Raw genomic sequence first — 13,612 nt, forward strand, 5'->3', positions numbered from 1 at the left:
TGCAAGAGCAGGGCATGATCCTGTATAGGCCACGGGTGATAGCATAAACAAATTTTCAATAATGTACTAGTGTATTAGTACATCCTGCGATTCAGCCCCATGATGTCCATGATTTTTGTCGCTATTTCCTCAACGGAATAGTTGGTGCTGTTCAGGCAGGGAATTTTATTCTTGCGATACAGCGCCTCCACTTCGGTCACTTCCATCCGACACTGGCGCAGCGAAGCGTAGCGGCTGTTCTCCCGGCGCTCCTCGCGGATCGCCGCCAGACGCTCCGGATTGATGGTCAGGCCGAACATCTTATGCTGCAGGGGTTTCAGCGACGCCGGCAGAACCAGATTGTCCATATCGTCGGCGATAAACGGATAGTTGGCGGCGCGAATGCCGTACTGCATAGCGAGGTACAGACTGGTGGGCGTCTTGCCGCAGCGCGACACGCCGAGGAGGATCACCTGCGCCTGGTCAAGGTTGCGCAGCGAGATGCCATCGTCATGGGCGAGGGTGTAATCGATGGCGGCGATGCGCGCATCGTATTTGATCAGGTTCCCGGGGTTCAGGCCGTGGGTGCGGTGGGCCACTGGCGTCGGGTCGAGGTTGAGCTCCTGCTGCAGCGGGGCCACCAGCGCCTGAACGATATCCTGACAAAAGCCCTCGCTTTGCAGAATGATATCGCGGATCTCCGGAATAACGATGGAATAGAACACCAGCGGGCGGATGCCCGTTTGCTGATAAATGGCGTCGATCTGCTCTTTCACCGCCCGCGCGCGGCTGATATTTTCCACAAACGGCAGGGTCACGCTGCTGATGGCGACCGGGAATTGCGACATGACGGCATGCCCCAGCACCTCCGCCGTAATGGCGGTACCGTCAGAAATATAAAATACGTGGCGATCTACAGCACTTTCCATTTTGACCATCCGGTATAATGAGTTTAATTGCCTGAAAGCGGATATTAAATTTAAGCATATCCCTGTTTGATTTGTCTCTTCTTAAAATTGAAACGCTATTTTTGTTTTTTATGAAAAGGGTGGTTCATTTTCTTTTTTTTGCCGTAATTTCCAGCGTTTTTTGTCATAATTCCTAAAAATCATTGAGTTATCTATATCGGGGGAACAGTCCGAAAAAAGAAAAAATAATTTGCTTGAACGATTCACCGTTTTTTTCAGCACCATAAATATGTCAGGATAATCTTGCAGTCGATCGTGAAATTTTTTTCACTGGTATTAAATCACAAAAGGATTGTCTCGATGTCCAACAATGGCTCGTCACCGCTGGTGCTTTGGTATAACCAACTCGGCATGAATGATGTAGACAGAGTTGGGGGCAAAAATGCCTCCCTTGGTGAAATGATTACGAATCTGTCCGGTATGGGTGTGTCCGTACCTAACGGGTTTGCCACCACCGCTGATGCTTTCAATCAGTTCCTGGACCAAAGCGGTGTTAACCAGCGCATTTATGCGCTGCTGGATGAAACCGACATTGACGACGTTTCCGCATTAGCGAAAGCGGGCGCGCAGATCCGACAGTGGATCATCGATACCCCCTTCCAGAGCGAACTGGAAAACGCGATTCGCGATGCTTATGACCTGCTGTCCGCCGATGACGCCGAGGCCTCATTCGCCGTGCGCTCTTCCGCCACCGCGGAAGATATGCCGGACGCCTCCTTCGCCGGGCAGCAAGAGACATTCCTCAACGTGCAGGGCTTTGACGCCGTGCTCGTTGCCGTGAAGCACGTGTTTGCTTCACTGTTTAACGATCGCGCGATCTCCTATCGCGTGCATCAGGGTTACGATCACCGCGGCGTGGCGCTCTCCGCCGGGGTGCAGAGGATGGTCCGCTCCGATCTGGCCTCCTCCGGCGTCATGTTCTCCATCGATACCGAATCCGGCTTTGACCAGGTGGTGTTTATCACCTCGGCGTGGGGTTTGGGCGAGATGGTGGTGCAGGGCGCGGTGAACCCGGACGAATTCTACGTCCACAAACCGACGCTGGCCGCTGGCCGCCCGGCGATCGTGCGCCGCACCATGGGGTCGAAAAAGATCCGCATGGTTTACGCGCCGACTCAAGAGCACGGCAAGCAGGTGCGTATCGAAGATGTGCCGCAGGCGCAGCGCGATATCTTCTCGTTAACCAACGAGGAGGTGCAGGAGCTGGCGAAGCAGGCGGTGCAGATCGAGAAGCACTACGGCCGTCCGATGGATATCGAGTGGGCGAAAGATGGCCACACCGGTAAGCTGTTTATCGTCCAGGCGCGTCCGGAAACCGTGCGTTCCCGCGGCCAGGTGATGGAGCGTTATACCCTCCACGCTCAGGGGCAGATCATCGCCGAAGGGCGCGCCATCGGCCACCGCATTGGCGCCGGTCCGGTGAAGGTGATCCACGATATCAGCGAGATGAACCGCATTGAGCCAGGCGATGTGCTGGTTACCGATATGACCGACCCGGACTGGGAACCGATCATGAAGAAAGCCTCGGCGATCGTCACCAACCGCGGCGGACGTACCTGCCACGCGGCGATCATCGCTCGTGAGCTGGGTATTCCGGCGGTGGTCGGCTGCGGCGATGCCACCGATCGCATTCAGGAAAACCAGAACGTGACCGTCTCCTGCGCCGAAGGCGACACCGGCTATGTCTACGCCGAGCTGCTGGACTTCAGCGTCAAGAGCTCCAGCGTCGGCGACATGCCGGATCTGCCGCTGAAGGTGATGATGAACGTCGGCAACCCGGATCGCGCCTTCGACTTCGCCTGCCTGCCGAACGAAGGCGTGGGTCTGGCGCGGCTGGAATTTATCATCAACCGCATGATTGGCGTTCACCCGCGCGCGCTGCTGGAGTTTGACGACCAGGAGCCGGGCCTGCAGAACGAAATCCGCGAGCTGATGAAAGGCTACGATTCGCCGAGAGAGTTCTACGTTGGCCGCCTGACCGAAGGGATCGCCACCCTTGGCGCCGCTTTCTATCCGAAACGGGTGATTGTGCGCCTCTCTGACTTCAAGTCGAACGAATACGCCAACCTGGTGGGCGGCGAGCGCTATGAGCCGGAAGAAGAGAACCCAATGCTCGGCTTCCGCGGCGCCGGACGCTACGTTTCCGAAAGCTTCCGCGACTGCTTCGCGCTGGAATGTGAAGCGATGAAGCGCGTGCGTAACGACATGGGGCTGACCAACGTCGAAGTGATGGTGCCGTTCGTCCGTACCGTCGCCCAGGCGAAAGCGGTGGTCGAAGAGCTGGAGCGTCAGGGGCTGAAGCGCGGCGAGAACGGGCTGAAGATCATCATGATGTGCGAGATCCCGTCGAACGCGTTGCTGGCCGAGCAGTTCCTCGAGTACTTCGACGGCTTCTCCATCGGCTCGAACGACATGACCCAGCTGGCGCTCGGTCTGGACCGCGACTCCGGTGTGGTCTCTGAGCTGTTTGATGAACGCAACGACGCGGTGAAAGCGCTGCTGTCGATGGCGATCCGCGCGGCGAAGCAGCAGGGTAAATACGTCGGCATCTGCGGCCAGGGGCCGTCTGACCATGAAGATTTCGCCGCCTGGCTGATGGAGGAGGGGATTGATAGCCTGTCCCTCAACCCGGATACCGTGGTGCAAACCTGGTTAGGTCTGGCGGAACTGAATAAATAAGTTCGCCCTGACAGTACAGATCCCCGGCAGCGATGCCGGGGATTTTTTTTGCCGGTGTCAGGCCGCCCGGCGTCGCGATGCGCAGGACAAAAAAAAGCCCATCGTGGGAGATGGGCAAAGACTACACACAGCAATTCGTTGTTTCACTCAGGGGATTTCCATGCTTATAAATCAAGGTGTTGATTTATAACCGTGAGCTAATAGTAGGCAGCGGGGCCTTTGCCGTCGATCAGATTCCTCTCAATAGTTAAATTGTTGTGAAGGACCGGGAGGGTAAAAGCGGGTGCGGGGCATACAAGGCTGGCGTTTTGCCGGCGATCAATTAATTTTGCTTAACAATTGTCCTGGGGCAAGACAGGCGGGTCCCCCCGCCTGACAGGGCATTACTTGCGCCCGGCCTCCAGCTCGCTGAGCTCTTCAAGCACGACATCGGGGTCTTTCGGCGGCGGCGGCACTTCGTGCACCCAGGCGTCATACAGGCGCCAGGAGACGGCCAGCAGCACCGGACCGATAAACAGGCCGATCATGCCGAAGGCGATCAGGCCGCCAATGACGCCGGTAAGAATGAGGATCATCGGCAGGTCGGCGCCCATACGGATAAGCACCGGACGGATAACGTTGTCCATGGTGCCGACCACGCAGCTCCACACCAGCAGCACGGTGCCCCAGGTGGTGTCCCCGCTCCAGTAAAGCCAGATAATCGACGGCACCAGAACCAGCAAAGGCCCGAGCTGGACCAGACAGGTAAAGATCATCACCACGGTCAGCAGGGCGGCGTAGGGCACGCCGGAGATGGCAAGGCCGATCCCGCCCAGCACCGCCTGAGTGAGGGCCGTCACCACCACGCCCAGCGCCACGGCGCGCACGGCCTGGCCGGCCAGCAGCACGGCGGCGTCACCGCGTTTAGCCGCCAGGCGCGTGGCGAAATAGCGAAAACCGTAGGCTACCTGCTCGCCGCGCCAGTAAAGCAGCGCGCTGAATAACAGCATCAGGCCGCAGTAGACCAGCAGCTTGCCGATGTGCGCCGCCTGACCGACAAACCAGCTGGTGGTGGTGCCAATGTAGGGGCGAACCTTGGCCATAATCGCCGAGCCGCCCATATCCAGCAGGCCATGCCAGGCGGCGTAGAGCTTATCGCCGACCAGCGGCACGCTGTTGAGCCAGGCGAAATCCGGCAGCGTCACATTTCCGCTGCTGATGAGTTTGATCAGCGGAACGCTGTTATCCACCAGGCTGTTGACCAGCAGAGCGATAGGAATCACGAATAGCAAAAACAGCAGCAGGGTCATCGCCAGCACCGCCAGCATCCGTTTGCCGAACAGCACGCGCTGCAGACGCAGCAGCACCGGCCAGGTGGCGATCACCACGGTGCCGGCCCAGGCGAAGGACAGAATAAACGGCTGCACAACCCACAGGCAGGATATGATAATCAGGGCCAGGAACAGCACCGACAGCAGTATTTGCGGTATGTCCCGAGGCTGATGGGGGTTATTCATAGAGAATTTTTACCTTTCCAGTCGCGCCAAAAAGCTGGCGCCGCGTAAATCCATGTACTGATAATAATATCAATAATTTTGCCGGGCTGATTTTGCACAGAAAACACGTGGGCGCATATGAAAAAAATGTGATAAAAAGTTGAATGCGCTACGCAAACGTTTAGTTAGCACCAACACAATATTTTCAAACACAACATAGTCAGGCAGGGTCAAGTGTGATGATCCCACAAATTTCTCAGGCGCCAGGGGTAGTTCAACTGGTGCTGAATTTTTTGCAGGTACTGGAGCAACAGGGTTTTACCGGCGATACCGCCACCAGCTATGCCGACAGGCTGACGATGGCCACCGACAACAGCGTCTATCAGCTGTTGCCGGATGCGGTCCTGTTTCCACGTTCCACGGCAGACGTAGCGTTACTGGCGCGGGTCGCCGCCGAACCACGCTTTAAATCGCTGATCTTCACCCCGCGCGGCGGCGGCACCGGCACCAACGGCCAGGCGCTGAACGGCGGAATTATCGTCGATATGTCCCGCTATATGAACCGCATTATTGAAATCAACCCCGAAGAGGGTTGGGTGCGCGTCGAAGCCGGAGTCATCAAAGATCAGCTGAACCAGTTTCTTAAACCCTATGGTTACTTCTTTGCGCCTGAGCTCTCCACCAGCAACCGCGCCACCCTGGGCGGGATGATAAACACCGACGCCTCCGGTCAGGGATCGCTGGTGTATGGTAAAACGTCGGATCACGTGCTTGGCCTGCGGGCGGTGCTGATGGGCGGGGATATCCTCGATACCCAGGCGGTGCCGGTGGCGCTGGCGGAGACGCTTGGCAATACGCCCTCGACGATAGGGCGGATTTACAACACGGTCTACCAGCGCTGCAAGGCGCAGCGCGAGCTAATCATTGATAAGTTTCCCAAACTCAACCGCTTCCTCACCGGATACGATCTGCGCCACGTCTTTAACGATGAGATGAGCGAGTTCGACCTGACCCGTATTTTAACCGGTTCGGAAGGGACGTTGGCGTTTATCACCGAAGCGCGGCTGGATATTACCCGCCTGCCGAAGGTGCGCCGGCTGGTCAACGTCAAATATGACTCCTTTGACTCTGCGCTGCGAAATGCGCCCTTTATGGTGGAGGCCAAGGCCCTGTCGGTGGAGACCGTCGACTCTAAAGTCCTCAATCTGGCGCGCGAGGATATCGTCTGGCACTCGGTGAACGAACTGATCACCGACGTACCGGATAAAGAGATGCTCGGGCTCAATATCGTCGAATTCGCCGGGGATGACGCGGCGCTGATTGACCAGCAGGTCACCACGCTGTGCCAGCGTCTGGACGAGCTGATGGCCCGCAGCGAGGCGGGGGTCATCGGCTGGCAGGTCTGTCACGATCTTGATGGCGTGGAGCGCATCTACGCCATGCGCAAGAAGGCGGTAGGCCTGTTGGGCAATGCCAAAGGCGCCGCCAAGCCGATCCCCTTTGCCGAGGATACCTGCGTCCCGCCCGAACACCTGGCGGATTATATCGTCGAGTTCCGCGCGCTGCTCGACAGCCACGGCCTGAGCTACGGCATGTTTGGCCACGTCGACGCCGGGGTGCTGCACGTGCGCCCGGCGCTGGACATGTGCGATCCGCAGCAGGAGGTGCTGATGAAGCAGATCTCCGACGATGTGGTAGCGCTGACGGCGAAATATGGCGGTCTGCTGTGGGGGGAACATGGCAAAGGCTTCCGCGCCGAGTACAGCCCGGCATTCTTTGGCGAGGCGCTGTACGGCGAGCTGCGGAAGATCAAAGCGGTCTTCGATCCGGATAACCGCCTGAACCCGGGGAAAATTTGTCCGCCGGAAGGGATTGACGCGCCGATGATGAAAGTCGACGCGGTGAAGCGCGGCACCTGGGATCGGCAGATCCCTATCGCGGTGCGCAGCGCCTGGCGCGGGGCGATGGAGTGTAATGGCAACGGGCTGTGCTTCAACTTTGACGTAAAAAGCCCGATGTGTCCGTCGATGAAGGTGACCAACCAGCGCATCCACTCGCCGAAAGGGCGGGCGACGCTGGTCCGCGAATGGCTGCGTCTGCTGGCGGATCGCGGCGTCGATCCCAATCAGCTGGAGAAGGCGCTGCCGGAGCAGGGCGTTAGCCTGCGCTCGCTGGTGGCGCGCACGCGCAACAGCTGGCATGCGCGCAAAGGGGAATATGATTTCTCGCACGAGGTCAAAGAGGCGATGTCCGGCTGTCTGGCCTGCAAAGCCTGTTCGACCCAGTGCCCGATCAAAATCGATGTCCCGGAGTTCCGCTCACGCTTCCTGCAGCTGTACCACAGCCGCTATCTGCGGCCGGTGCGCGATCATCTGGTGGCGTCGGTGGAATCCTATGCGCCGCTGATGGCCCAGGCGCCGAAGACTTTTAACTTCTTCATGAACCAGCCGTGGCTGAAAAAGCTGTCGGAGAAGCATATCGGGATGGTCGATCTGCCGCTGCTCTCGGCGCCGTCGCTGAAGCAGCAGATGGCCGGCCACCGCTCCGCCAACATGACCCTTGAGCAGCTCGAAGCGCTGAGCGCCGAGCAGAAAGCGAAGATGGTGCTGGTGGTACAGGATCCCTTTACCAGCTATTACGACGCCCAGGTGGTGGCTGACTTTATCCGTCTGGTTGAGGCCTTAGGCTATCAGCCGGTGCTGCTGCCGTTCTCGCCAAACGGCAAGGCGCAGCATATCAAAGGATTCCTGACCCGCTTCGCGCGCACCGCGCAGAAAACGGCAGACTTCCTTAACCGCGTGGCGCAGCTGGGTATGCCGCTGGTCGGCGTCGATCCGGCGCTGGTGCTCTGTTACCGCGATGAATATAAGCAAACGCTTGGCGACAAGCGCGGCGATTTTCAGGTGCTGTTAGTCCATGAGTGGTTGCCGAAGGTCCTGACCGCCGACGCCCGTCCCGATCCGGGCGGCGAGCCCTGGTACCTGTTCGGTCACTGTACGGAAGTGACCGCGCTGCCGGCGGCGACGAAGCAGTGGGCAGAGATTTTTGCCCACTTCGGCGCGAAGCTGGAAAATGTCAGCGTCGGGTGCTGCGGGATGGCAGGCACCTATGGTCATGAAGTGAAAAACCATGCCAACTCGCTGGCCATTTACGCGCTCTCCTGGCAGCAGGCGATGCAGCGGCTGCCGCGTAACCGCTGTCTGGTGACGGGCTACTCCTGCCGCAGCCAGGTGAAGCGGATTGAAGGCAGCGGCGTTCGCCACCCGCTGCAGGCGTTACTGGAGATAATCGGATGATTTGGAAACGTCAGGCCACGCTGGAGCAGCTCAACCGGCTCGGTGAGGGAAACATGGTAGGGCTGTTGGATATTCGTTTTGAGACCTTTACCGACGATACGCTGGAGGCCACCATGCCGGTGGATGGCCGCACACAGCAGCCGTTTGGCCTGCTGCACGGCGGGGCGTCGGTGGTGCTGGCGGAGACGCTGGGGTCGGTGGCGGGTTATCTGTGCAGCGAAGGCGAACAGAAGGTGGTGGGGCTGGAGGTTAACGCCAACCACATTCGTTCGGCGCGCGGGGGCCGGGTGCGGGGCGTGTGCAAAGCGCTGCACGTCGGGACTCGCCACCAGGTCTGGCAAATTGAAATCTTCGACGAACAGTCGCGATTATGCTGTTCATCGCGGCTAACCACCGCGGTAATATAAGTCATGACCGGGAGGCGAATAGCCTCCCTTTTTTCAGGGGAATAAGCGGGGGCGGGGCCGCCAGCGCGAAACATGAGGCCAGCAGCGCTACCGCGCGGCGGCAAGAAATTATCTAATAAATAGATTATTACCGATCCAATCTCGTTATATATGCTACTCTTTTCAATACGAAATGCTTAAAGGTAACAAGAGGACGGTTAACCATGGGTATTCTTTCCTGGATCATTTTTGGACTTATTGCCGGTATTTTAGCCAAGTGGATTATGCCGGGGAAAGACGGCGGCGGGTTTATTGTAACCATTATTCTGGGGATCATCGGCGCCGTGGTCGGCGGCTGGATCAGTACCTTCTTTGGTTTTGGCAAAGTCGACGGGTTTAATTTCGGCAGCTTCGTGGTGGCGGTAATCGGTGCGCTGGTCGTGCTGTTTATCTACCGTAAAGTGCGCAGCTAATTTTCAGCATTCTGTTTTATTCAAGCTAACAAAAGCTGCCGCGATAAGCGGCAGCTTTTTTATTATCGCAGGACTCAGGCAAAGCGCCCACGCCAGGGCTATTTCCCGTCGGCATCCTCCGCAACCGGCACCACCTCAACGTGAACTTCGTAGTGCTTCGCCTGACCGGTGGGGATCAGGGCGGTCAGTTTGTTAATGGTTTCCGCCGGCGTATCGGTCGCGACCGTTGCTGAAAACAGCACCGGCTTGCGCGGCGGAAACGGTGGCGGGAACGGCGGTTGGGGGCCATGACCCATCTCCAGCGGAGGACGACCGCCGTTGTCGACAATGGGCGTCGGGGCGTCGGTTTTATCGGCGGCAAACGCGCTGGCGGCGGCCACGGCGGCGATAGCGAACAGGGCAAGGAGAGCTTTTTTCATCTGGTATTCCTCGATTAACAAGTACCAAAAGAGTAGAGGGCGGCGGCAGGCGGGACAATCCCGTGCGGCGCGAATCCTCCGAATCTCCTTTATTCCTCGCGAATGTGAAGGTCAGATGAGAGCGGGTGTCATTGTGTTCGGGAGCCTCTTAATTCAGCAGTACGCTCATAATCAGCAGCACGGCCATGCACATCGACATAATACTGATATCAACAATCATTCTGTACGACAAAAGCTCCAGCTAAACGGGTACGACGGCTATGTTAAGCACGTATTATAGTGGTTAAAGATTGTACCCTGGCATACATTCACAGGACAAACGTTTATTAGCCTGACGTGGCCTGAACAGCCGCCCCTGACCATGGCATCATGACGATACCTCGAGTACACCTGGCGCTTAGCGGACCAACATGAGGATAGCTCATGTTGCAATGAATTTAAGTCGCTTTCCCTCCATCACCGACTCTGGCAAAAATAGACCCATTAACGAATCAACAACATTTACCGGTTGAAGCGCGCCAGGTCTGACTCTGCGTCGCCTGTGGAAAATACTCCGCTTATTCCGCTTTATGCCCGACACCAGGATGGACAATTGCCATGAATAACGAATTTACCTATACGATTAAGCGCAGCCGGTTTGATGAAAATTATAACCCTGCGGAAAATACGCGTATTACCACCAACTTTGCCAATTTGGCCAGAGGGGAGAGCCGTCAGGACAATCTGCGCAATACGTTAATCATGATGAATAACCGGTTTAATACCCTGGCGCACTGGGATAATCCCTACAACGATCGCTATGCGGTGGAACTGGATATTATTTCTGTCGAGATGAATATTGCTCAGGATGCCGCCAGTTTTCCGGTGATAGAGATCCTGCAAACGCATATTGTCGATAAAAAAACCGGTGAGCGCCATGCCGGTATCGTCGGCAATAACTTCTCTTCGTATGTGCGGGATTATGATTTTAGCGTGCTGCTGCTGGAGCATAATAAAGACCAGAACCGCTTCAGCGTGCCCGAAAACTTTGGCGAGCTGCACGGCAATATCTTTAAGGATTTCGTGCAATCCAGCGCCTATAAGACCAGCTTCAGCAAGGCGCCGGTGATTTGTCTGAGCGTATCCAGCAAAGATGTTTACCGTCGCACTGGCAACGAACATCCGGTCCTCGGCATTGAATATGCCCAGGAAGGCGTCTCGCTGACCGAGCGCTATTTCAGCAAAATGGGGCTGCAGGTGCGCTATTTTATGCCAAAACATAGCGTCGCGCCGTTGGCCTTCTATTTTTCCGGCGATCTGCTCAGCGATTACACCAGCCTGGAGCTGATCGCGACCATCAGCACGATGGAGACGTTTCAGAAAATATACCGACCGGAGATCTACAACGCGAATTCTGCGGCGGGGCAATACTATCAGCCCAATCTCAATCACCTGGATCATTCCGTCACCAAAATTGTTTATGACCGGGAAGAGCGCAGCCTGTTGGCGATAGAGCAGGGTAAATTTACACAACAACATTTTATCAACCCGCACAAGACGTTGCTTGAGCAATGGTCTGCTAACTTCGCGCTTTGCTAAACCAAAATAAAAGGCTACTGATTATGAAAACATGGCTTCCGACATCGACCGCCGGCAGTTTACCGAAACCTTCCTGGCTGGCGCAGCCAGAGACCCTGTGGTCGCCCTGGAAACTGTCCAGCGAAGAATTACTGGCCGGCAAGCGCGACGCCCTGCGTTTGTCCCTCGACGACCAGCTGCGGGCCGGGATCGATATTGTCAGCGACGGCGAGCAAACGCGGCAGCACTTTGTCACCACCTTTATTGAGCACCTCAGCGGCGTTGATTTTGCCAAACGCGAGATCGTGAAAATTCGTAACCGCTATGAGGCCAGTGTTCCAACCGTGGTGGGCGCCGTGGAGCGCCAGAAACCGGTCTTCGTTGAGGACGCGCGCTATCTGCGTCAGCTCACCAGCCAGCCGATTAAATGGGCGCTGCCGGGCCCAATGACCATGATCGACACGCTGTATGACAACCACTATAAAAGCCGGGAAAAGCTGGCCTGGGAGTTCGCCAAAATCCTCAATCAGGAAGCGAAAGAGTTAGAGGCCGCCGGGGTCGATATTATTCAGTTCGATGAGCCGGCCTTCAACGTCTTCTTCGATGAGGTGAACGACTGGGGGATCGCCGCGCTGGAACGAGCCACCGAAGGGCTGAAGTGCGAGACGGCGGTGCATATCTGCTACGGCTACGGCATCAAAGCCAATACCGACTGGAAAAAAACGTTGGGCTCTGAGTGGCGTCAGTATGAGGAGGCCTTCCCACAGCTGCAGAAATCGTCCCTCGATATTATCTCTCTCGAGTGCCACAACTCGCGGGTGCCGATGGATCTGCTGGAACTGATCCGCGGTAAAAAGGTGATGGTCGGAGCCATCGATGTGGCCAGCCATGCTATCGAAACCCCGGAAGAGGTGGCCGCTACTCTGCGCAAGGCGCTGGCGTTCGTCGATGCCGACAAGCTCTATCCGTCCACCAACTGCGGTATGGCGCCGCTGCCGCGCCAGGTTGCGACCGGCAAACTGCACGCCTTAAGCGCCGGCGCCGAGATCGTTCGCCGCGAGCTGGCGGCACAATAAGGCGGGCTGGCCTCCGTGCGCTTCCCCCGGTTAACTTCCTGAGCGGGCCGTTGCCCGCTCAGCGTCAGGTTGCCTCCAGCGGGCGGCAGATCGCCCGCAGGGCCACGGCGCTGCACAACGGAAACAGCGCCAGCAGAAGCCAGGGATAGACCGCCTGCGGCGAGGGGGTGAGCGCCTGGTCCAGCATAGGGCCGAGCAGCAAATTCCCGGCTAACACCGCGCACCCCCCCGCCGTGGCGAGCGCCCCGTAGTGGGCGCCCAGCGTCGACTCCTCGGCGAACAGCGGGATCAGGTCCTTGGCTGAGGGCACCAGCAGCATCTGGCCGAGGGTGAGCAGCGTGACAAAGCAGGCCGACGGCAATAATCGCAGCCAGCCTTCGGCGGGCGACGAGGCGGCGAATAACGCCACGCTGACAAAAGAAGCCGACAGCAGCAGAAAGCCCACCGGCAGAATGCGCAGGGCGCCAATACGTCGGGCGAAACGGGCGAGAGGAAGCTGCAGGGTAATAATCAATAGCGAGGCCAGCATAAAAAGCGGCGCCAGATCCTGCTCACGGCCGCCGGCGCGTTGGATCTCCACCGGCAGGGCGAGGTACAGCTGGTTATAGCTCAACAGCCATGAGCTGTAGGCGATAATAAACGCGACAAAGCGCGGCTGACGCAAAGGGGTCCACCACGGCACCCGGCTGCGCGTTTGTGTCCGCTGCCCGTCGGCGGGCAGACAGAAAAAGAGCACCAGCAGCGCCAGAAGAAATAGCCCCGCGCCGGCGAGGGCGATATGCCGAAAGCCGATCCCGCTCAGCAGCCCTCCGGCCACCGGGCCGATAACCGCCCCCAGTTCACCGCACACCGCAAACAGCGCAAACCACTCGGCGCGGCTGCGGTTTCCGTTGGCCTGGCTGCGGGTACCGGTCCGCGCCAGCAGGGCCTCGATCGACGGGGAAAACAGCGCTCCGCCGACGCCGGTCAGGCAGGCGCCGAGGATAATAGGCTCCAGCGTTGTGCCGCACGCCAGCAGCAGATAGCCGGCGACGCGAACCACGCAGCCGGCGAGGATGATCGCCTTAGCGCCATAGCGGTCGGCCAGCGTCCCGCCGATGATAAACATGCCCTGCTGCGAGAAGGTGCGCAGCCCGAGGATCAGGCCGATAAGCCCGCCGGAGAGCAGCATCTCGTCGCGCAGGAAGAGGGCAAGGAAAGGGACGACCGCATAAAAGCCAATATTAAAAACGAACTGGCTTCCCAGTAAAACGGGAGGCCAGAGGGTCGCCGCAGGGCGCAGGGAGAAGAGAGGCATATACGCC

10 protein-coding genes, 1 other RNA gene and 1 pseudogene are annotated in these 13,612 nt (G+C 57.9%); 6 read left to right on the plus strand and 6 right to left on the minus strand.

What is annotated here, in order from left to right:
- Positions 1-74: 74 nt before the first annotated feature.
- Both MKR05_RS07595 and MKR05_RS07600 read right to left on the minus strand, forming a co-directional pair.
- Positions 75-908: a pyruvate, water dikinase regulatory protein gene (locus MKR05_RS07595; protein ID WP_002909061.1), complete on the minus strand. Its 834-nt coding sequence runs from the start codon at positions 906-908 to the stop codon at positions 75-77.
- Positions 909-1,055: 147 nt separating this feature from the next.
- Positions 1,056-1,172 (minus strand): annotated as a pseudogene (locus MKR05_RS07600) (hypothetical protein); the annotation flags it as partial.
- A 75-nt stretch (positions 1,173-1,247) separates the two neighbouring features.
- Between MKR05_RS07600 and ppsA the strand changes: the two are divergent.
- Complete coding sequence (gene ppsA, locus MKR05_RS07605; RefSeq protein ID WP_004203115.1) at positions 1,248-3,626, plus strand: phosphoenolpyruvate synthase; 2,379 nt, start codon at positions 1,248-1,250, stop codon at positions 3,624-3,626.
- 86 nt (positions 3,627-3,712) lie between these two features.
- Here ppsA and rprA read toward each other — a convergent pair.
- Together rprA and ydiK are read right to left on the minus strand one after the other, a co-directional pair.
- Positions 3,713-3,820: antisense sRNA RprA (gene rprA / locus MKR05_RS07610), an RNA gene on the minus strand.
- A gap of 189 nt (positions 3,821-4,009) precedes the next feature.
- Positions 4,010-5,122, minus strand: a complete 1,113-nt coding sequence (gene ydiK / locus MKR05_RS07615) for an AI-2E family transporter YdiK (protein WP_107112517.1) — start codon at positions 5,120-5,122, stop codon at positions 4,010-4,012.
- A 218-nt stretch (positions 5,123-5,340) separates the two neighbouring features.
- Here ydiK and MKR05_RS07620 point away from each other — a divergent pair, with 218 nt between their 5' ends.
- From MKR05_RS07620 to MKR05_RS07630, 3 genes are all read left to right on the plus strand, one after another.
- The gene (locus MKR05_RS07620; RefSeq protein ID WP_238875690.1) at positions 5,341-8,397 is read left to right on the plus strand and encodes an FAD-binding and (Fe-S)-binding domain-containing protein; all 3,057 of its coding nucleotides are present in this window, start codon (positions 5,341-5,343) and stop codon (positions 8,395-8,397) included.
- Entirely contained in the window at positions 8,394-8,804 is a 411-nt protein-coding gene (gene menI, locus MKR05_RS07625) for a 1,4-dihydroxy-2-naphthoyl-CoA hydrolase (RefSeq protein ID WP_023290099.1), read from the plus strand. Before MKR05_RS07620 ends, menI begins: the two co-directional genes overlap by 4 nt.
- A gap of 203 nt (positions 8,805-9,007) precedes the next feature.
- Positions 9,008-9,256, plus strand: a complete 249-nt coding sequence (locus MKR05_RS07630; RefSeq protein ID WP_004203110.1) for a GlsB/YeaQ/YmgE family stress response membrane protein — start codon at positions 9,008-9,010, stop codon at positions 9,254-9,256.
- Positions 9,257-9,354: 98 nt separating this feature from the next.
- Here the strand turns inward: MKR05_RS07630 and MKR05_RS07635 are convergent, their stop codons facing one another.
- Positions 9,355-9,675 (minus strand): hypothetical protein, encoded by a 321-nt coding sequence (locus tag MKR05_RS07635; RefSeq protein WP_023290098.1) that lies wholly within the window; start codon positions 9,673-9,675, stop codon positions 9,355-9,357.
- A 597-nt stretch (positions 9,676-10,272) separates the two neighbouring features.
- Between MKR05_RS07635 and MKR05_RS07640 the strand changes: the two genes are divergently transcribed.
- Both MKR05_RS07640 and MKR05_RS07645 read left to right on the plus strand, forming a co-directional pair.
- Positions 10,273-11,253 carry a DUF1852 domain-containing protein gene (locus MKR05_RS07640; protein ID WP_032453251.1) on the plus strand — a complete coding sequence of 327 codons (981 nt, stop codon included), beginning with the start codon at positions 10,273-10,275 and terminating at the stop codon, positions 11,251-11,253.
- 23 nt (positions 11,254-11,276) lie between these two features.
- Positions 11,277-12,308, plus strand: coding sequence for a methionine synthase (locus MKR05_RS07645; protein WP_023290096.1), 1,032 nt, complete (start codon positions 11,277-11,279; stop codon positions 12,306-12,308).
- Positions 12,309-12,372: 64 nt separating this feature from the next.
- Here MKR05_RS07645 and MKR05_RS07650 read toward each other — a convergent pair whose 3' ends face one another.
- Positions 12,373-13,605 carry an MFS transporter gene (locus MKR05_RS07650; RefSeq protein WP_072421788.1) on the minus strand — a complete coding sequence of 411 codons (1,233 nt, stop codon included), beginning with the start codon at positions 13,603-13,605 and terminating at the stop codon, positions 12,373-12,375.
- Positions 13,606-13,612 lie beyond the last annotated feature (7 nt).

The organism is Klebsiella sp. K5-204 (genome assembly GCF_030128585.1).
Classification (GTDB): Bacteria; Pseudomonadota; Gammaproteobacteria; order Enterobacterales; family Enterobacteriaceae; genus Klebsiella; species Klebsiella quasipneumoniae.